This is a genomic window from Mariniblastus fucicola (genome assembly GCF_008087665.1).
In the GTDB taxonomy this organism is placed as follows: Bacteria; Planctomycetota; Planctomycetia; order Pirellulales; family Pirellulaceae; genus Mariniblastus; species Mariniblastus fucicola.
In genome coordinates this window covers 156,046-176,131 of sequence record NZ_CP042912.1, presented here as the reverse complement: position 1 = coordinate 176,131, position 20,086 = coordinate 156,046, and the positions used below count along the sequence as shown (strand labels likewise).

General features: G+C 49.3%; 16 protein-coding genes. 3 read left to right on the top strand and 13 right to left on the bottom strand.

What is annotated here, in order from left to right:
* Positions 1-1,331: 1,331 nt before the first annotated feature.
* The 13 genes from MFFC18_RS00680 to MFFC18_RS00620 all read right to left on the bottom strand — a co-directional run bounded on the left by MFFC18_RS00680 (position 1,332) and on the right by MFFC18_RS00620 (position 15,544).
* Positions 1,332-2,567: a glycosyltransferase gene (locus tag MFFC18_RS00680; RefSeq protein ID WP_075082897.1), complete on the bottom strand. Its 1,236-nt coding sequence runs from the start codon at positions 2,565-2,567 to the stop codon at positions 1,332-1,334.
* A gap of 22 nt (positions 2,568-2,589) precedes the next feature.
* Positions 2,590-3,393: a sulfotransferase family protein gene (locus MFFC18_RS00675; protein ID WP_075082896.1), complete on the bottom strand. Its 804-nt coding sequence runs from the start codon at positions 3,391-3,393 to the stop codon at positions 2,590-2,592.
* Positions 3,393-4,571, bottom strand: coding sequence for a glycosyltransferase family 4 protein (locus MFFC18_RS00670; RefSeq protein WP_261340516.1), 1,179 nt, complete (start codon positions 4,569-4,571; stop codon positions 3,393-3,395). Before MFFC18_RS00670 ends, MFFC18_RS00675 begins: the two co-directional genes overlap by 1 nt.
* A gap of 181 nt (positions 4,572-4,752) precedes the next feature.
* Positions 4,753-5,757 carry a glycosyltransferase family 2 protein gene (locus tag MFFC18_RS00665; protein WP_075082894.1) on the bottom strand — a complete coding sequence of 335 codons (1,005 nt, stop codon included), beginning with the start codon at positions 5,755-5,757 and terminating at the stop codon, positions 4,753-4,755.
* A 1-nt stretch (position 5,758) separates the two neighbouring features.
* Complete coding sequence (locus MFFC18_RS00660; RefSeq protein WP_148618573.1) at positions 5,759-7,330, bottom strand: lipopolysaccharide biosynthesis protein; 1,572 nt, start codon at positions 7,328-7,330, stop codon at positions 5,759-5,761.
* Positions 7,290-7,961 carry a class I SAM-dependent methyltransferase gene (locus tag MFFC18_RS00655; RefSeq protein WP_075082892.1) on the bottom strand — a complete coding sequence of 224 codons (672 nt, stop codon included), beginning with the start codon at positions 7,959-7,961 and terminating at the stop codon, positions 7,290-7,292. Before MFFC18_RS00655 ends, MFFC18_RS00660 begins: the two co-directional genes overlap by 41 nt.
* Positions 7,962-7,970: 9 nt before the next feature.
* Complete coding sequence (locus MFFC18_RS00650) at positions 7,971-8,852, bottom strand: sugar nucleotide-binding protein (protein ID WP_075082891.1); 882 nt, start codon at positions 8,850-8,852, stop codon at positions 7,971-7,973.
* A complete protein-coding gene (gene rfbA / locus MFFC18_RS00645) occupies positions 8,849-9,709 on the bottom strand; it encodes a glucose-1-phosphate thymidylyltransferase RfbA (protein WP_075082890.1) in 861 nt (286 codons plus the stop codon). The genes MFFC18_RS00650 and rfbA overlap by 4 nt, the downstream gene beginning before the upstream one ends.
* Positions 9,706-10,791 (bottom strand): dTDP-glucose 4,6-dehydratase, encoded by a 1,086-nt coding sequence (gene rfbB / locus MFFC18_RS00640; RefSeq protein ID WP_075082913.1) that lies wholly within the window; start codon positions 10,789-10,791, stop codon positions 9,706-9,708. Before rfbB ends, rfbA begins: the two co-directional genes overlap by 4 nt.
* Before the next feature lie 82 nt (positions 10,792-10,873).
* Positions 10,874-11,866 carry a GDP-mannose 4,6-dehydratase gene (locus tag MFFC18_RS00635; RefSeq protein WP_075082889.1) on the bottom strand — a complete coding sequence of 331 codons (993 nt, stop codon included), beginning with the start codon at positions 11,864-11,866 and terminating at the stop codon, positions 10,874-10,876.
* A 105-nt stretch (positions 11,867-11,971) separates the two neighbouring features.
* A complete protein-coding gene (gene gmd / locus MFFC18_RS00630) occupies positions 11,972-12,982 on the bottom strand; it encodes a GDP-mannose 4,6-dehydratase (RefSeq protein WP_075082888.1) in 1,011 nt (336 codons plus the stop codon).
* A gap of 39 nt (positions 12,983-13,021) precedes the next feature.
* Positions 13,022-14,422 carry a UDP-glucose 6-dehydrogenase gene (locus MFFC18_RS00625; RefSeq protein ID WP_075082887.1) on the bottom strand — a complete coding sequence of 467 codons (1,401 nt, stop codon included), beginning with the start codon at positions 14,420-14,422 and terminating at the stop codon, positions 13,022-13,024.
* Positions 14,423-14,587: 165 nt separating this feature from the next.
* Positions 14,588-15,544 carry a GDP-L-fucose synthase family protein gene (locus MFFC18_RS00620; RefSeq protein ID WP_075082886.1) on the bottom strand — a complete coding sequence of 319 codons (957 nt, stop codon included), beginning with the start codon at positions 15,542-15,544 and terminating at the stop codon, positions 14,588-14,590.
* Between the two features lie 420 nt (positions 15,545-15,964).
* On the opposite strand from MFFC18_RS00620, the gene xrtU reads away from it, so the two are divergent.
* The 3 genes from xrtU to surE all read left to right on the top strand — a co-directional run bounded on the left by xrtU (position 15,965) and on the right by surE (position 19,727).
* A complete protein-coding gene (gene xrtU / locus MFFC18_RS00615) occupies positions 15,965-17,824 on the top strand; it encodes an exosortase U (RefSeq protein ID WP_075082885.1) in 1,860 nt (619 codons plus the stop codon).
* A gap of 142 nt (positions 17,825-17,966) precedes the next feature.
* Positions 17,967-18,977 (top strand): NAD-dependent epimerase/dehydratase family protein, encoded by a 1,011-nt coding sequence (locus tag MFFC18_RS00610; RefSeq protein WP_075082912.1) that lies wholly within the window; start codon positions 17,967-17,969, stop codon positions 18,975-18,977.
* Positions 18,978-19,007: 30 nt separating this feature from the next.
* Complete coding sequence (gene surE, locus MFFC18_RS00605; RefSeq protein ID WP_075082884.1) at positions 19,008-19,727, top strand: 5'/3'-nucleotidase SurE; 720 nt, start codon at positions 19,008-19,010, stop codon at positions 19,725-19,727.
* Positions 19,728-20,086: the final 359 nt, after the last annotated feature.

Genomic DNA, 20,086 nt, shown 5'->3' with positions numbered 1-20,086 from the left:
TCAGCGCACTTGTTCAACATTTAGTCATGTTCTTATATACGCTGGGCGACTAGCAGTGCGGGGCGAACGTTCAGACTTCGAGCAATGTAATTCAAATCGCAAGGAACAGTAGAAAACGATTGCAATCCAAAGCCCGGGAGTGGAGGTGCCTGTCTCAAACATAGCCTGGGCCATAAAACAGCTTACGACCGACAAAAGTATTGGGGCCGATTGATAAGTTCCCCTGATCGTGTAGTAGTAACCAGACACGAAAAGCACCCCGAGAAACATCACAAACAGGATGAGCGGAACCAAGCCATATTTCGTCAGGTGATCAACATACGTATTATGGCTGATATATCTGGAAATATATTTTGGCCCATTGCCAAACCATTTCCAATTCTCCAAGTGAACAGACCATACGTAAAACCTCCCTTGACTAACATCTCCCCTCAACGCTGTGTTCTGGAATTTTTCAATTACTCGATCGAAAAACCCTAACCAGTATGCAACTGCTGCTACAACAACGATAAAAGTGAGCCCGAAAATTAGCCTTGTTCTTCTCGCTTTCGAACGCATTACAAAGGAATGAAAGAAAACCACTCCAAATACGCAAAGCGATGTACATACTCCAGCCAACGCTGAACGCGCATTGCAAATAAACATAAGCAGTAAACTGAGCGTGAAGACCACAGCCATCAAGATAGTTTCTCGGGTCCTCCATTTCGCACGTGAGTAGACAAATACTCCAAGCAATAGCGAACTCGCGCTCGAACCAAACCAACCCATGGAGTTTGGCTTCGAGAATATGCCACTGTATCGCATTGTTGTAGGAGGTTGCACTACGAAACTGGCGGCGACAATTCCGAGACTGGTGAAACAAAACCCGAGTACAAGATACTTCACATAGGCCGAGGGGTTTTTCACATACTCGATCGATCGAGTTGCAGAAATAAACCCTAGCATGATTCCGCCATACACCAGGAGCGAACGTGGCCATCGGTTGAAAGCGGCTGACACGCACGCCGAGACCAATAACAAGATCAATATGCTAAATTGTACCGCGTCATATCTCTGAATCGGAACTTTGACGGGAAGTAGCAGCCCACCCAGGATGAACACAAGCAGTCCAACATTAAACGCCATTTGCCACGGAGAATTTAATGCGAGTTGCGCGGGGAGAATCAATGCGAAGACAGGCAGTAGGGCTGCAATGCGATGGGAAAACTTCAGTTTCCTGTACTGGTGCCCCAGTATATTTCGTCGAGTTTGGCGGATTTCCATATTGAAAGACTTAGAGAAAAAGAAGTTCTGAACGACACAAAGGAGAAAAGGGGGTCGCGACTCTTTCGCTATGCATGGCTCGGTCCACCATTGCGAGATCCAAGGTCGGATCGAATTTGAGTCTCTTTCAGGAATTGTGTCAAACGCCGACCGAGCGTTGCCAAAGAAAACTCTTCCAGCATTTTTCTTCGACCGTTTTGCCCAATCGTATGGCGTTTATCAGGGTTCTTTATCAAAAACTCGATTTCATCCGCGATGTCCTCTGGATCGTTGTCTGGGGAAACAAAGGACACATCGACCCGGTGTTCAAAACATTGTGAAAAACACCCAACTTCGGAAAGAACGACAGGATTGCCAGTCACCATAAACTCCGGAAGTCTCGTCGGGAACAACATGTTCGTTTCAAGCGTATCGTTGCGCAACAAAATAAATGCGTCAGCATCGAGAAAGGCTTTGCTAAAGTCTTTCGGATCTTTAATGAAACCCGTGAACTCAACTCGATCCTTTAATTGCCCGCTTGACTGAACCATCTGCATGGCCACGCGCTGCTGCCGGGACTTCCCTGTGTTTCCGACAACCCGGAGCCGCACGTCCAATCCTCTTGAAACGCAAATTTCTACGGCTGCCAAGAAAGCCATCGGCATCTCTCGACTATTCCATTGTCCCGCAACTGCCAGCACAAAAGGATTTCCTTTGGGAGTCGGCAACTCTCTTGAGGGTTGATCCAAGGCAAACGATGGACACCAGACGTTTCGAATACCACGCTGATCACACCAGTCGCACCATCCATGCGATATTCCAATCACCCCATCAACGTTTGGAAGTACATTTCGCCGCAACCGATACTGTTGATAGTTTGTGCCGTTGAAGAAATAGTACGAATTCAAACGAAACAACTCGACCATATCCGCAACGACAAAGCAGCCGCTTGCGTGCCCGGCATCCAAAATTGCGCCCACTGTCTGCCCTTGTGGGTGGTAGGCAATTACGCCGTCTACCTGAAACTGCTTAACTAAATCCGGAAGGAAGCTCCGATAAAAGTTGGCAGCCTGAGCACCTTGGCGAATCGCGTTGCAATACCCCTTTGCACCTGTCAATTTCGGGTCAAACGCTATCGCCGAATTTCCACAGGGCATGACAACTTCCTTCCAGGCAACACCCAAGCCAGACTGAAATCCAACAATCCTAGCGTGGACTTGATGCATTTCGAGTGACTGCTGCATCCTTGTCAATCGGTTTAGATTTGCCGTCGTGCGGTCAAGCGGAATTGCGGAACAAATGAGCACCTTCATCTGATCTTCCACTCATTGCAAATTGAATTCAACGTCACTTGCAATTCCGATATCCCATTTCTTCAATGACAGATGCGTACTTGTTCGCAAACATGTCCAGTTCAGCTGATTCCAATTGGCTCTCCCACATTCCGATCTGTCCGTTATTTCGAGAGATATGGTCAATGTGCAACTGAGTTTTGCTTTTGGCCAATCGACGATGATTCCAGAACGAATAGCCAACACGAAGTGGCCAAGACATCTTTTTTGCTATTGGATAATTAACCAGAATGGGACGAAATCGATTCCGCGCCGCCACCAGCATCCTTGTCGCCAAACCAGCTCTTACACTCTCAACCGAAACCTCATTCAATATTGAATCTTTCACAGATTGATTAGAATTCAAACCTAGAAACTGCCCAACCGTCTCGATTGCTTCTCGTTCATTGCCGAACAACTCTTCATACCTTTGAATCAGGACTCCCTCTGTGCGGCTGGCTAAACGATAACTGCAGACGAATGCATCAACAATCTCTGGAAGATCTCCGATATCCTTGTTCCATTTTAGTTTTGCAGACAGGTAAGCGTCGCGAGGATCTCGAACGGTATATAGAATTATCTTGGGTAGATCGAGACTTACGACATTTTCGAGTTCGTGACATTTCAGCAACGCAGGCTTGCCAAGCTGCCTGCTTTTAGCGAGCAATCCAAGTTGATCTCCCGGCAAGTATTTTAAGTTTTCAAAATCAATCGAATTTGCCGCCAAGAGCGCTCTGACAATATTAAATTGCAATGTAGAGCCGGACCGTTTCATCCCGCTGCAAATGATGAGTTTCTCCCCAACGATGGAGGTGTTCATCAGCTGTCCTCCAAGTGCAAAAGCTTACGGTAAACTTCTTCCGTTCTAAGCGTATTCGTAACTTGATCAAACTCTGCTGCGGCACGTTCAAACGCTGCAGTCCCCAGCGTTTCACGGATGGGACAACACAATTGATTAACCAGATCGACGATGGATTCCGGCAACTTCCAATCAAAAACCAATCCCGTCTTGCCATCTACTACCAGCTCTTCCAAATTTGGAACTTTTGAGACGAGTGCTGGCTTCCCAATTGCCGCAGCTTCGAAAACACTGCGGGCACTATGGGGAGTAATATAAGGCACTACAATCACATCTGCGGCATTGATTGCTTTGACAACATCCTCAGTGAACTGGAGCGCATGACATCGCGAACTAAGTCCAATTGCCGTTCGTGCTCGGGTTTGATACGCGGTATCTGTCTCGCGAAAGCCTGCAAAAACAAACGTTGCCGATCTATCGAGGCGAGAGTCCAATTCACCGACAAGTTCGGCTAACTCTGCAGCCCCGTTGTATGGCTCGATTCGTGCAAGAGAGAGAAACACTGTTTGGCCTGGCTTCCACCCAAAGCTCTCTCGATACTTTGCTCGAACCTCCTCGTTTACCGGCGCGAATTTTTTCCTGTCGACGAAATTGAAGATAACAGATGCGTCATTCTCTTTTAGTTGGAGAGAATCGATACCGTATTGGTCGATACCGATAAAATAGTCAACATGTTTTCGATTCAAGGACGCAAGATTCCTGCCCCACCAATTCTCCAACAATGGCTCACGCACATGAGCAATTGTAGGCACCCCTGCTATCGCCTGATGTGCCCCCTTTGCCGCGCCTACCAGGCAAGTTGAGTTCAAATGAACGATGTCTGGCTTGACATCGCCAACAAGTTGCCTCGCAGCCCTAACGAGTTTTGGATATACCCAAAGCGCACGTGCCCTTTTTCGAAAACTATGGTATGGCGCCACCTGAGATCCATGAAACGGCTGAATATCCACATGTTCAAGTACAGTCGCATTGGCAGCCTCAAAAATCTCTCGGACGAATGCATTGCTGGACTTTTTCGGAACTACAACCACCGGATCGTATTTGGTTCTATCCAGTCCAGCTATTAAATATGCCAAACTGCGCGGAGCGCCTCCAGTGCCAACAGAGTGATGAAAGTATAGAATTTTGCAGTTCGACACTTCTTTTGCAGGCTCCCTAGGACCAGATTGCTGTTTGATACTGCAACGCCAGTCTCCCGTACGAAATGACGCCCGTTGGATGAATTCGCTTGAATATGAGCTCACTCATTGCTTAGAACATATATCCCAAACATCACAACTCGGTCGCTTTTGCCCCATTTCAACCGCAGACAATTCCATTTCATTCCGATTGTTCGGCATTCGAATCATTGGAGCCATTGCAAATAAATGCACCATCGCTGCCACTTGATACACCTCTATGTCGCAGAATTTTCGGCAGCGCCAATACGGTCCGAAATGACGCAGACATTAAAGCCAAGAGTCCAACAATGTCTCGATTTACAAACAGTTCCTTTGCTGTTCGATGCACCAACTTTAAATGCAGCCTGCCTATTGCACTAACAATATTCTCATTAACATCTTTTAGAACAATGAAGTTCTTGACCAAGTGCCAATTGGACTTCTTTCTAAATCCGCTAACGTTACGAACTTGGGGTCGATCATGTCTTACAAACACATTTGGTGCAACACAGACTTTTGAACCGTGAAACCGAGCGCGGTTGAGGTAGTCCGTATCTTCACCGTAGTGGGGAAACAACGGATCGAATACGCCAAGTTTCCGTACGCAATCCTTAGACATCATCCACGCAGCAGCGTTGATGAACCGTGTTGGATAAAAATCTTCCAGCTTTCCGTTCAACAGAAAGTCATCCAACAGTGTGGGTGTGAACCTTGCCAAATATCTACGGAACATGAAATCAACATTTTCCCCGGTGCCATCAAGCTGCACGGGTCCTGAAATGTCGATTTCTGAATCGCCTTCCATCAATTTGATTAGTTCACCGATAGTATCGGGCTCGACGTATAGATCTTGGTTGACCAAGAATAGATAGGACATATCCGAATTCAGAAACTGCCTCATTCCCACGTTGTTGGCTCGTCCAAAACCAAGATTCCGTTGCGAATGATACAAATGTACCTCAGGAAATTCATCAGCAATTATCTTCGTCGTCTGGTCGCTCGAATTGTTGTCCACGACCAGTACATCCGTTGGCAACTCGGACTCCAATAGTCGCCGCAAGCATTCACGTATATATTTTTCACCGTTAAATGTAACGACCAATGCCAAAACGCGGTTCGAAAAGCTTAATGACTGAAGCTCCGAATCAGGTGACACACTCCCCATATTACGACGACCTCGTAAATACAAAGTTCTTGGCCAAACAAACTAGCTCGATAATGAGGGCTCGCTTCCTTGTAAAAACAAATGCGCAAGCTATTGGGGAAACCACGCAAATCACCAAGAGAGAGATCAACAGTGATTCTTGCTGGTCAAAAATCCAATATCGATAGCTCAGCGTTATGGCAAGGGCGCAAAAGACATATCCGAGGTGACTCACAATTATCGACACAAGCTCGTTACTACGAACAATCCCACGCCCGCCAGAAAAATAAATTGCAAGCGGCAACTGCAACAGAAAAAAGGCAGATGTGTATGCGACCGCTACGCCTAAAGCCCCCCATGGCAGACCAAGGAAAAAAGATGCGACAGTAACCAAGCTTGTCCAGACACCGCACCGGACCATTTCTCTTGACCTGTCTTGAGACAGAAACAAAGCTCCCAACAGAGAAGTTAAGGGCTGAGCGAACAAACAAATTCCCAAGACTCTGATTACTTGGCCACTTGTCAACCAAGCGTTTCCGAACACGGCTTCTACCAACAGATCCGCCGTCGAAACTGCAACGATACCTATTGGACAAGCGGCTAACAGGACGGTCTCGATACACTTTACGTAAATGCGTCTAAACTTCGCCGGCTCATCTAAAAGTTTTGGCAAATAACTGTTTAAAACCCCGTTTACTGGAGATGTAACTTGGGAAAGTGGATTCAACAGATATGCATATGCCCGCGTATACTGACCAAGTTCTATAGTTCCGAACTGCCTACCAATCAAAAAATTATCCAAATTTCTCGTGAAGTAAACCATTATCGAAAAAAAGGTGACGTTCTTGCCAAAACCAAGGAATCCAAGTGTTTCGGAGAAATTAACCCTGAACTTTGGCATCCACTTAGCTGCAACCCAAGCACCGACCAAAGTCAAGAGTCCAGAAGTAATCTGCATTGCGATGATCGCGATGTAGTTTCGAAAAACATAAGCCACTCCAAACGCCACTCCAGCTGAAATGATCGCTGAAGCTACCCGAATGATTGCGATGGAGCGGAAGTGTAAATTTCGACGTAGAATTGCAAGATGCTGTTGCGAAAGAGAAGAAATGAAGATTGGAATTGCCAAAAGCGGAGCAATGGGCTTCAATCGTGGTTCAGAGTAAATCCATGCGAACAGTGGACCAGAAATGGCGATAGTAGTCGCCGCGACTAAGCCTAGTCCTACATTGACCCAAAATAGTGTAGACGCATGAATTTCCAAAAAGTTTTTCCGCTGGACAGTGGCAGCAGAGAGACCTCCGTCTTTTAAAATGTTGGCAAGGCCAACAAAAAAAACTACCATTCCAAGCAGTCCATAATCGCTTGGGTGAAGCAATTTTTGAATTGGAATTGAAGCCAACAACGCAATTGCCCCAACCAACACGTTCGCGACCGCTGTCACCAAAGTGCTGCCTAAAAACGACCTCCCAAGTCCAACTTTGATAACTTCAGCGCCACCACCTGCATCACTGAAAAGCTTGGACGAGTTCTTGGGAACAGGTGCAATTGTTTCAGGTTCGATATTCAAACCGAACAACATACTGATATGCAAGAAACTCCCTGAACGGCCATAGTACTTGACCAATCGGTCTTGCCATTCGATTCAATTTTCCACCCGGCTGATCACGAAATCGATAATTCCGCTTCATATCGACAACAACCATTCCAACACTTTCCGCCAATTCATAGACGTTAGCCTTACAAAACCAACGAAGATGAGTGCGATCAAAAATGCCGCGATCTCTCGCAGGCAAACGGCACTTCAACAATGAAAACAACATCGTTAAATGTGAAGCATTCGGAACGCTGACAACAACACAACCATCAGGTGCCAAATGGTTTTCGACAAAGTGGCTCAGAATTTCAGTTGGATAGGCTAAGTGCTCCAAAATATCGGCAAATAGAATGCATTGGTACTTCTCCAAGAAATCAGTTTGAATTGGTCTTTCGTTGAGGTCAACACGACATGCTTTGTCAAGTGACTTTTCAGCAACACGAAGCATCGCTTCGTCATAGTCAATGCCATGCACAGTTAGCTCAGGTATATCCTGTTTGAGTTGCTTGCCCAACGATCCGTTGGAGCACCCTACATCGAGCAGCTTATTGACGGCCTGAGGTACAAGATTTCGAACGTCGGATCTTGACCCGACGTATGCTGGATTAAACTGGTTGGGTTGAGACAAATTCTTTCCTTATTTTTTTTCGCATTCAGATTGCCAATTCTGCAAAGAACGCTCAATCGAATCGAGAACATCTGGCATTTCCAATCCTGCATCAACGGCCTTTTGAGAATTCAAAACACAATTTGATCTCGGGGTTTTCGCTGCAGAGATCATAAACGCTGCCTCGTCGTCAAAAAATGAGAAATCACCTTTTGCAACGCCCAGCTCCAGCATTTTTTCGACCACTTGCCGTGTCGTTACCGAACCTGGATTCGTCAAGTTATACACTCCCGTTGGGACTGAACCTGTAACGCATTTTAGACATGCGCGAACATAGTCATCCAAGTTTGAAAGACTGTTTCGCGCTTCCAATAGACGGTCGTACCGCATAAGTTTCGAAAGGTAATTTCGTGGCGAATCAACGTTGCTGAATGGAATCCTCAACCTCCAAACAAAACAATTTCTATCATCTGCCAGAACCTCTTCACCAAGAGCCTTGGTTCCAGAGTAAAAACTGCAGTTGTTGGTACGGAAAGAAAAATTTGGTGCGTCTGTTTCTTTAAAACCGTCCTTACTCGGCGATTCTCCGTTGTAGATGCAGCCAGATGAAACGTGTCCCCATCTAATCCCAACATCTGCAGCGACGCGCGACAAGAATCCTGGCAGGACTGCATTACCATCAATACACTCACTTTTTTGTATTTCACACGCATCGACATTGGGTTTGCCAGTGAACCCAGCGGCGCATATTAGAAAATCTACTCGCTCTTTTCTTAATTTGGCCGCAAGGCTGTCTACAGAGTAGCCAGCAGTGTCACTGCGGCTCAGAGTTAGAAAATCAATGTTCTGATCTGCCAAATGTTTGGCGAAGTACTTGCCGACATATCCCGTAGATCCGAGAAGTGCAATCATTTGGGCAGCCCTTTCAAGTAGTCACCATATCCGCTTTTACCGTATTTTTCCGCAAGTGAAATCAAGTCGTTGTGCTTGATGAAACCTTCGCGGAATGCAACTTCTTCAATACAACCAATGCTAAGACCCTGTCTTTGCTGAATTACCCTTACGTAATCACTGGCATCAGCCAACGAAGTAAACGTCCCAGTATCCAGCCATGCGACACCACGACTCAATTGTGCAACTTTCAATTGTTCACGCCTCAAATACTCCTTGTTGACGTCGGTTATTTCATATTCGCCACGTGCTGATGGCTGAAGGTTTTTCGCTATGTCCACGACTTGATTGTCGTAAAAATAAATGCCCGGAATCGCAAAATTTGATTTTGGGTTTTCCGGTTTTTCCTCTAGCGAAACCGCTCTTCCGTTCTCGTCAAACTCAACTACGCCATACGCAGATGGATTTTTCACTTCGTATGCAAAAACAACGCCGCCGCTTGGATTGTTTTGCTGCCGAATTAGATTCGCGAATCCGGAACCGTAGAAAATATTGTCGCCAAGAATCAATGCAACTTTGTCGTCACTGATAAACTCCGCACCGATGACGAACGCTTGTGCGAGTCCGTTGGGGACTTCCTGCACCGCATAGGTAAACCTGCAACCCAAGTTCGCTCCATCGCCTAAAAGTCGTTTAAATTGAGGAAGGTCATGGGGTGTCGATATGATCAGTACCTCCCTGATTCCAGCCAGCATCAATACTGACAGCGGATAGTAGATCATTGGCTTGTCGTAAACTGGAAGAAGTTGCTTACTAACGGCAACCGTCAATGGATGCAAACGAGTCCCAGATCCGCCAGCTAAGATAATGCCTTTCACGATGACTCTCCTGTGGGCGACAAGCCTTGACGCGACAATTGATAATTCCCTGACAGAATCTCTTTCCACCAAGCCTCATTTTCGAGATACCACGATATCGTTTTCCGAAAGCCACTTGCGAAATCTTCTTCCGGAGCCCAACCGAGCCCTTGCTTGATTTTTGAAGCATCAATTGCATAGCGCATGTCGTGCCCGGGGCGGTCTTTCACAAAAGTGATCAACTCTGAGTAGGAATCGATACTCAGTCCGTTCTGAATCGGCGGGCTAACCTCGTCCAAAATCTTGCAGACCATGTTGACAAGGTCGATATTTCGTTGCTCGTTGTCACCGCCAATATTGTACGTTTCGCCGACGTGCCCTTTCGTCAATACAAGCTCAAGAGCACGGACATGATCTCTGACGTATAACCAATCACGTATGTTTTCACCCTTTCCGTACACGGGTATTGGTTCACCCCGTATCGCTTTCAGGATCACCACCGGAATCAGCTTTTCTGGAAATTGGTAGGGTCCATAGTTGTTTGAACAATTCGTCAGTACAACAGGGAGCCCATATGTATCACACCAAGCTCTGACCAAGTGGTCGGAGGCTGCTTTACTGGCTGAATATGGCGAGTGGGGGTCGTAAGGCGTTTTCTCCGAAAAGGCAGGGGCATCAGGTTCGAGCGAACCGTACACTTCATCGGTTGAAATATGATGAAAGCGGAAAACTTCTTTTCTGCTCGCTTCAAGGGACTCGAAGTAGTTGCGAGATATTTGCAATAGCTTATAGGTTCCTACGATGTTGGTTTGAATAAACTCGTCCGGCCCATCAATCGAACGGTCCACGTGTGACTCAGCCGCAAGGTGCATTACGGCATCCGGCTGTTGCGTTTCAAAGATGCCTTTCATTGCGTCTTCATGACATATGCTTGCGGCAACGAATATGAAGCGATCGTCTGACCGCAAATCGTCCAGCGAGGCCAAGTTGCCTGCATAGGTCAGGCTATCCACTGCAACAACCGAGTGGGAACAGTCATTCAACAAGTAACGACAAAGATTGCTCCCAATAAAGCCTGCAGCGCCCGTTACCAGAATTTTCATATTGTCTTTAACCATACTTTGTGTGATTTGCCCAGTTGGAGATGCAAACTTGCTGCTCCTGGTTCCGGACAGTGGCAAGCGTTCAGTTTTTTGCCCCAAGGTCAATCGTCGCCGACCAAGGAAGGTTTTCTCGATACCAGTTCACGCAGCGCTCCAAGCCTTCATCAAGTGAGATTCCTGGACCCCAACCCAACTTTTCACCTGCCTTGTCAATATTCGCCCAAGTCGAAACCATGTCAGCCTTGTGCATTGGCAAACGATTGATCTCAGCCTTCTTGCCCAGCAGGTTTTCGATTTTTTCTATTACAGAGTTGATCGTGATTGGATTGTTACCGCCACCAAGATTGATGATCTCGTACCCGAGCGGCCTGGTTGCGGCGATTGTTCCGTTTGCAATATCGTCCACGAAAGTAAAGTCGCGAGATTGTTCGCCGTCACCGTAGAGTTTGATCGGCACGCCTTTATCAATCCACTGTATGAAACGATGGATTGCCATGTCGGGACGATCAGCTGGTCCGTATACGGTAAAATAGCGCAGAATCGAAACGTCGATTCCGTAAAGATGATGGTAAGTAAATGACATCGCTTCCGCTGATTTTTTGCTTGATGCATACGGAGAGATCGGCGTATTCACCGGCAGCGATTCCAAAAACGGCATTGGTTGTCCCGCGTAGAGCGAAGACGTCGAAGCCAAAACGAATTTCTTTCCACCGTGCTCTCGCATCCCCTCAAGCAAGTTCAGCGTTCCCATTCCATTTGTCCCCATGTAGATAAACGGATTGACCATGCTGTACCGCACGCCCGCTCTCGCAGCCAAATTCAGTACCGTTTTGAACTGATACTCTGCAAAGAGATCCAACACGTCGTTTGTATGCTCGACGTCGATCTGACGAAACTCAAATGAACCGTACTCCTTCAAGAGATTCAGGCGATGCTCTTTAAGCCGCACATCGTAGTAATCATTCATGTTGTCGATGCCGACAACTTCATGACCCTCGTCAAGAAGCAACTGCGCCGTTCGTGCTCCGATAAATCCGGCACAGCCAGTCAGTAGGTAAGGATTGGGGATACTCAAATACCTTTATAAAAAGAAAACATTGGGCAAATTGCCCGAAAACTATCGCCGTTTCGATCTTCGGTCGCCAACACCAAACAACCGCATCGAAACCGACAGGAAAGACTAAGCGATACCACTTTGGACAGTTTCCTGTTGCGCCAATTCAAGGTCATGATCGACCATCAACTCGGCCAATTCCTTACAGCTGGTTTTGGCGACCCAGCCAAGCTTTTCTTTCGCTTTGGTGCAGTCACCTAGCAGCAAGTTCACTTCCGTTGGACGGAAGTAGCGGGGATCGATCTCGACGTACTTGTTCCAATCAAGATCCAGGTACTCAAAGGTGTAATCCAGGAATTGGCGAATCGTTTGCGTTTCGCCTGTCGCCAACACGTAGTCGTCCGGCTTTTCTGCCTGAAGCATCATCCACATGCCTTCGACATAGTCTTTGGCATAACCCCAGTCACGTTTTGCATCGAGGTTGCCAAGATACAATTTCTCCTGCAGACCCAGCTTGATCCGAGTCGCTGCACGTGTGATCTTGCGTGTTACAAACGTTTCACCACGACGAGGTGATTCGTGATTGAACAGAATTCCATTAACCGCAAACATGTCGTAAGCGTTGCGATAGTTGACCGTTTGATGAAACGCATAAACTTTCGCACAAGCATAAGGCGACTGCGGACAAAACGGAGTCTTTTCCGTCTGCGGTGTCTCGAACACGTCACCGTACATCTCCGACGAAGATGCCTGATAGACGCGAGTTTCTTTCGTTTGCTTCAATTGGCGAGCAGCTTCCAGAATATTCAATGCGCCAATGCCCACAACGCTTACCGTGTAGGCAGGAGCATCAAACGAGACGCGTACGTGGCTTTGAGCGCCAAGGTTATAAATCTCATCCGGCTCCACGTCCAAAACCAGATTCGTAATGCCTTGTCCGTCGGTCAGATCGCCGTAGTGCAAAAACAGCTTCGGTGTTTTTTCATGCGGATCCTGATAAATGTGATCGATTCGCTGAGTGTTGAACGAGCTACTGCGACGAACGATGCCGTGAACTTCGTATCCCTTTTCGAGAAGGAGTTCGGCGAGGTAGGAGCCATCCTGGCCAGTGATACCGGTGATGAGCGCTTTTTTCATTTTCTGAGTTTTGCCTGGAAGAAGTTTGTAAGGATAGGCTTAAGACTTACCGATGCTTTCGATTTCAAATCCGGCATCGGAAAGCTGTTGAGCATCGAGAACGTTGCGGCCGTCAAATACGAAAGCCGGCTTCATCATGGATTGATAGATGGAATCAAAGTCCTGGTCGCTGAACTCATCCCATTCCGTCATCACGGCAATCGCGTGAGCTCCATCAGCAGCCGCTTTGGCACTCGATGTAACCGTGACGTTGTTGTAAAGAAGCTCCCGTTGAGCCTCGGTCAGCACGCCACCCGGACCGGCCATCAGGTACTCGAGGTCCTGACGAATTTGCTCAAGGCTGACCTGCGGATCGTAAATCGTGATTCGGGCTCGCTCTTCGAGCAGGTCACGGCAGACATAAATCGCTGCCGATTCACGTGTATCGTTGGTGTCTTTCTTGAACGCAAAACCCCAGATCGCGATCTTCTTGTCCGAAACCGTGTTGAACATTTTCTTCACGATGCGAGTCGAGAAACGACGTTTTTGATAGTCGTTCATGACGATGACCTGTTCCCAATACTGGGCAACTTCCGGCAATCCGAAATGTTCGCAAAGGTAAACCAGATTCAAAATGTCTTTTTGGAAACAGGATCCCCCAAAGCCAACCGAAGCCTTGAGGAACCGCGGCCCGATTCTTGAATCCGTGCCGATCGCACCGGCGACTTCATCTACGTCGGCTCCGGTCGCTTCGCAAAGCGCCGAAATGGCGTTGATCGAGCTGACTCGTTGAGCCAAAAATGCGTTGGCGGTCAATTTTGAAAGCTCACTGCTCCACAGGTTCGTACGAATGATTCTTTCATCCGGAACCCAATGCTTGTAAACATCCGCAAGTTTCTCGATCGCAACGTCATTGTCGCCACCAATCAGAATGCGATCGGGATTGAGCAAGTCATCCACCGCGGTTCCTTCGGCAAGGAACTCCGGGTTGCTCAGGACGCTGAACTTGACGCCAGAGCTTGACGAATTCAGAATCCGCTGGACGGACTCGGCGGTGCGAACAGGAAGCGTCGACTTTTCGACAACCACTTTGTCACTGTCAGAGTATTCCGCAATCGTGCGAGCACACTTTTCGACGAATTCAAGGTTCGCCGCGCGGCCGGCTCCGATACCAAACGTTTTGGTGGGCGTGTTGACCGAAATGAAACACATGTTGGCTTCGCGGATCGCACCCGGCACATCGGTTGTGAATTTCAGATTGCGGCCGCGAGCCTGCTTAACCACGTCATACAAACCTGGCTCATAGACGGGCAGTTCTTCCGAGTTCCATGCGGCGATGCGTTTCGGATTCAAATCGACAACGTGAACGTCAATGTCCGGGCACTGATGCGCGATCATGGCCATCGTTGGGCCACCAACGTAGCCGGCCCCAAGACAACAGATTTTTGTTTGTTCACTCATTGGGTATTCTCAGTTTAAGTGTGCTTTGGTTCGAAAGTTCGGAACAAAGTGAAAGTGTTAGCCATCTCTTTAATGGCAGCCTCGGCGAACCGGTCCAGGAAAAGCGTGAGCCAAGTGGGCCAACGGAATTTCTTACTTCAGAAATTGTGAGGGTCGCGTCCATCTTCAGACTTCTCGCAAGACTCCTTGTTGGACTTCTGCGAGAAAATCTGCGTAAGCCTGACGCAATCCGTCGTCCAGGCTGATCGACGCCTGCCAGCCAGTCGACTGCATCAACGTCATGTCCGTTCGCTTGACCATCGTTCCGTCAGGCTTGGTCGGGTCGGTCACAATTTCTCCCTGAAAACCGACGACCTCCGCGACTTTGGTGGCCAATTCCAAAATTGAAATGTCGCTTCCGGTTCCCACGTTCACCAGATCAGGCGGATCGGCCAACGAGCACAAGTGCAACAGCCCGGACGCCAAATCGTCGACATGGAGAAATTCTCTGCGTGGCGTGCCTGTTCCCCAGATGCTCACGGAATCAGCGTTTGATTCTTTGGCTTCGTGGAACCGCCGCACCAGTGCGGGCAACACATGGGAGTTCTCTGGATGGTAGTTGTCGCCCGGCCCATAAAGATTGGTCGGCATCGTAGAATGAAACAGGACGTTGTACTGGCGGCGATAGAACTCGCACATTTTCAGGCCAGCAATCTTGGCAAGGGCGTACGCTTCGTTCGTTTTTTCAAGCGGGCTGGTCAGCAGGCTGTCTTCCGTCATCGGCTGAGGAGCCTTTCCCGGATAGATGCACGTGCTTCCCAGATACAGAAACCTGGAAACCTGATTGCGGTAGGCCGCATCGATGGAGTTAACCGCCATCGAGAGGTTTTGATGCATGAACTCGGCAGGGTAGGTGTTGTTGGCGTGAATGCCGCCAACTTTTCCCGCACAGAAGATCACGACATCGATTTTAGATTCCGCGAAGAACGAATTGACGGCCGCCTGATCACAAAGATCCAGTTCGGCTCGGGTTCGCGTTACGATGTCACCACAGTTCGAAGCCTGCAGAGCTCGAACGACCGCTCCGCCAACCATGCCGCGATGGCCAGAAACGAAAGCTCTCTTTTTTGACCAGTCTTGCATCAGGAAGGTGATTTTTTGAGAGTCGAATTTTTGAATTTGCCGAAACGGACTCCGTCCCTTTGGGTGACACATTGAATGCCCCTTCAGAACAGAAACAGCCGATCTGGCTGCCAACTCAAATTCGCGAAAGTTAATTTTCTGTCAGCGTCGCCAACAGTCCGGCTTGGTGCAAAACTCCACAATTGGCGAGGTTTGAGCCGGTTAGGTCAAGCTTATCAACGAGCTAAGGACCGTAAATGCCTTTTCCGCAATTATTGGCAAATCGGCAATCTGGGGTGAGTTCCGTTCGCGATTTTTCGATAATGTCGATTTTGTCGCCTTTTGCACGAGTGTCCCTCAACAGGTTCGTCTGGACTCACCGGGACACTCAGCTAAACTCATTGTTTCCCTAGTACCGAACAACGTTTTGATCCAAATCTCATGGCCACAGCGACTGCCGCTTCGAGCGATTCAAAATCGAGATCTTCCTCCACCAGCAACCAGAGCCTGATGAAAATTGGGCTGCCTTATCTGGTGGCGATCGGAGCCCAACTGCCGATGTTCCTGTTGTTCTTTCGACAGATGATGAGCAAGACGCACTACCAAACGGTTTGGCTGGCGTTGTTCGCGACCGCCGCGATCGTCTGGTCTCGCTGGCCGCGAGAGGAAAAGGTTCCGTTCCGTGAAAGCACCGCCAGCAACGTGTTGCTCGGTTTGGGGCTGATGATGGGCTTTGGATCTTTCCTGTTTGTGGAACCATGGTTCTGCGCTGCCAGCGTGATGCTGTTGATCACCAGCTTTCTGCTGAAAGTCGTCGATACCGATCGCAGCAACAGTTTGTGGACGGCTGCTTTGCCGCTGTTCGTTTTCCTGCCGCTGCCGTTTCGCTGGGACACGACTCTGATCACGACGCTGCAGCGTCAAAGCGCGTGGCTGACCAGCCGACTGCTGGATTTGTTGGGCCTTGGCCACTATCTGGACGGAACTCAGATCCTGGTTCCGGGAAAAGTGGGCTACGGAATTGAAGAGGCCTGCAGTGGCGTTCAGTCGTTCTTTACGCTGCTGTTCATCGCTGTTGTCATGATGGTGGTGTTCCGGCGAATCAAAACAAACCTCGCCGGTGGAACGATTTTGTCGATCCTGGGCCTTGTCTGTCTCGCGGCCAGCATCACGCTACCGTTCATGTTTTATATAGGCGTCGCTTTCATCATTTGGGGACTGGTGGGTTTCCGTGCGATGGCTCTGGTCTATGCGGCTGTTTTCTGGGCGATGTTTATCAACGTGCTGCGAATCCTGCTGATTCCAGTTCTGGACGTAAACGGTATCGCGGACCTGACTCACGGCATCGGTCACATCTTTTTGGGCTGGGGAGCTTTGGTGATCGGACTGGCATTGTTGCTGAGTACTGATCAATTGCTGCTGTTCCTGTTCGGTCCTGTAGATACCGAAATGGGCGAGGCCGGACCGTTCGGAAAACTGATCACCAAGTTCTGGAATCAGCTGGTTTCGGGCCAGGAGGATCTGAACGATTCAGAGAAAAAGAAGAAGCGCAAAGTCGTCTCGGTTAAAGCTTCGTCGACGCAATTCGCATGGATCGTGGCGATCATCCTTGCCGTCGGCGGTTTGTGGCAAGCTTCCGACGTGGCACGGGCTCTGTTCCAACCGGGATTAAAAGTCCAGTTCTTCGACGCCGACATCACTCAGCCGATGGTTGAAGAAGACATGCCAACCCAGCTGCAAAACTGGGCTCTCGTCGAGGGCACTGGCTATCAGATGCAAAAGCGTGACCGCGGTTCAGACCTGGGACGTCGCTCAGACGTTTGGCAGTATCGGGCTCCAAACTGCAACGCCGTTGTTTCGTTTGATCAAACGTTCCCGGGCTGGCATGAGCTGACGACTTGTTATCGGAACAGCGGCTGGAAACTTTCCAATCGCGTCGTTATCCAACCTGACGTCCCGGACGGCGAAGAAACCTGGGACATTGTGGAAGCTACCTTTACGAAGGAAACTGGCGAAAAAGCCTACCTGCTGTTCAGTCACTTCAACGGGGCTGGCGAACCAGAGCAGGCGCCGATCAATGTCGGAACGCTGGAGTCGTTCCTGACTCGTGCCAAGAACCGGATGTCGCATCGCGTGCGTCGCAGTTTGTTCAGCTCGGAAACTTACCAGGTACAGGTTTTCGTTCAGCACTACGGCGAGCTTGGACCCGGAGTCAAGGACGAGATCAAGTCTCGCTATCTGCAAGCACGTGATATCCTGCGTCAGAAGTTCCTCGACAAGAACAAAACTGCTGCACAGTAAGCAATCGTTTTCCGTTTTCCATGACTCGAACCCCGCTGACAGCGCCGGCATTTATCGGCAACTGCTATTGGGCCACATCCCTGATTCCGCCACAATGTATGCGTGAATCAGGAAGATTGGCTCCGGCAGGGTAGCGTTGGTTGTGAAGTATTTGATCACAGGGTGTGCTGGCTTCATTGGATCTCGCGTTGCAGCAAAACTGCTTGGCGAAGGGCATCAGGTGCATGGTGTCGATGACCTCAACGACTACTACGACATCTCGCTAAAGTTCCACCGGCTCGAGCCCTTGTTGATGCAGGTCGGTTTTTCGTTCGATCAGGCCGGCATCGAAAATCGCGACCAAGTCGATCGCATCTTTGAACAACACAAATTCGACGCGGTAATCAATCTCGCCGCAGCAGTCGGTGTTCGCTACAGCCTGGAAAATCCCCATGTCTACATGACAACCAACGGGGTCGGAAATCTGAACCTGCTCGAAGCCATGCGCCACGCGGGTGTTCGAAAGTACGTGCTTGCGTCGACGTCCAGTCTCTACGCCGGACAGCAGATGCCGTTCCTGGAATCCTTGCCAGTCAACACTCCGATTTCACCCTACGCGGCATCGAAAAAGGCCGCGGAATCGATGGCGTGGTCATACCATCACCTGTTTGACATCGACGTTTCGGTCGTCCGCTACTTCACGGTCTATGGCCCGGCAGGACGACCCGACATGGGAATCTTTCGCTTTGTCCGCTGGATCGCGGAAGGGGAACCGATTCAGATTTTTGGCGACGGCGAACAGTCACGAGATTTCACTTTCGTCGACGACATCGCAGAGGGAACCGTTCGTGCGCTCAAGCCCTTGGGCTTTGAGATCATCAATCTTGGCGGCGGTGAAAAACCGGTGTCGCTTAACGCGATCATCCAAAAACTGGCTTCCCGTTTCGGCCGCAAACCAATGGTCGAATATCGTGACCCGCACGAAGCTGATATGCAGTCCACATGGGCGGATATCTCGAAAGCAAAACAGCTACTGGACTGGGAACCGACGATTTCGATCGATGACGGACTGGAACAGTGTGCTGACTGGTATCTGTACAACCTGCCGTGGGCTCGGGAAATTCAACTGGACCGCCCCGCTCCGAAATCGGCGCCCGCTCTCAAAGTCGGCTAGTTCTTCCCTCGCTTCGACGCAATCAACAACATGAAGATTCTGATCTCCAACGACGATGGTTGGGACGCTCCCGGGATTTCGACGCTTGCCGACGTGGCCAGTGAGTTTGGAGACTGTACGATCGTCGCGCCGGAAACCGAGCAGTCTGGAGTCAGCCATCAGGTCACGCTCAATCGGCCTTTGAATCTGCAACAACGCTCGGCGAAGGCCTGGTCGATCGACGGGACGCCAGCGGACTGCGTGAGGATCGCGCTGACGCAACTCGAAACACAGCTCAAAACCAAATTTGATTTGGTGCTGTCCGGTGTCAACAATGGCGGAAATCTGGGAGCCGACGTTTATGTCTCCGGCACAGTCGCTGCCGCCCGGGAGGCGACTCTGTTCGGGCGACCTGCGATCGCGATCTCCCAGCATCGACTGTACTTCGGTGAACCGTTTGACTGGTCGAACGCGGCAACGTTGACGGCCAGATCCCTGCGGCATTGCCTGGCTAAAACTCTAACGCCGCGTACGCTGATCAACATCAACCTGCCGGACTTTTCAGACCACGATCAACTTCCGGAGGCGGAGATCGTCGACCCCTGTCCGCTCGATCCTTCCCCGCGACCAGCCAACTACAGCACACAGCTCGTCGGCGATTCTACGCGACTTCAATTCGTCGGCAAATACAATGATCGCCAACAGCTGGACGGATGCGACATTCAAGCCTGTTTTTCCAAACGAGTGACGATCACCCGGCTTTCTGGCTGAACCACGGATACGAACTGAAGCCTTAAAACCCGCTTGAACGTGCATCTCGCATGGAGATGCGTTTCAGTCAGGCACGGGATAACCTCGTTGGATGCACCACCTACTCGTGTAACAACACAAAGTTGGAGCACTTTGATATTTTCGTCGAGTCCGTGGTGCTTGCTTCTTTTGCAACTGAAAGCGAAGACGACTTCAAATTTTGCAGCAAACAGAGGCGTGGCTCAATTTTCTGCATTGCCGGCAACGATGTGATGTATATGGCAAAGTCGAACATGACCATATGGTTGGTCAAAATGGCATCGAAATATTCTTGGATGGTTTTGTAACCGATACGTGTTTGGCAGATATTGTGCTGACAA

Bases quoted from the DNA above. Each gene is read 5' to 3' on its own strand.
- MFFC18_RS00620 (WP_075082886.1), bottom strand. From the start codon at position 15,544: ATGCAAGACTGGTCAAAAAAGAGAGCTTTCGTTTCTGGCCATCGCGGC.
- gmd (WP_075082888.1), bottom strand. From the start codon at position 12,982: ATGAAAAAAGCGCTCATCACCGGTATCACTGGCCAGGATGGCTCCTAC.
- rfbB (WP_075082913.1), bottom strand. From the start codon at position 10,791: ATGAAAATTCTGGTAACGGGCGCTGCAGGCTTTATTGGGAGCAATCTT.
- MFFC18_RS00625 (WP_075082887.1), bottom strand. From the start codon at position 14,422: ATGAGTGAACAAACAAAAATCTGTTGTCTTGGGGCCGGCTACGTTGGT.
- xrtU (WP_075082885.1), top strand. From the start codon at position 15,965: ATGGCCACAGCGACTGCCGCTTCGAGCGATTCAAAATCGAGATCTTCC.
- MFFC18_RS00665 (WP_075082894.1), bottom strand. From the start codon at position 5,757: ATGGGGAGTGTGTCACCTGATTCGGAGCTTCAGTCATTAAGCTTTTCG.
- MFFC18_RS00650 (WP_075082891.1), bottom strand. From the start codon at position 8,852: ATGATTGCACTTCTCGGATCTACGGGATATGTCGGCAAGTACTTCGCC.
- MFFC18_RS00675 (WP_075082896.1), bottom strand. From the start codon at position 3,393: ATGAACACCTCCATCGTTGGGGAGAAACTCATCATTTGCAGCGGGATG.
- surE (WP_075082884.1), top strand. From the start codon at position 19,008: ATGAAGATTCTGATCTCCAACGACGATGGTTGGGACGCTCCCGGGATT.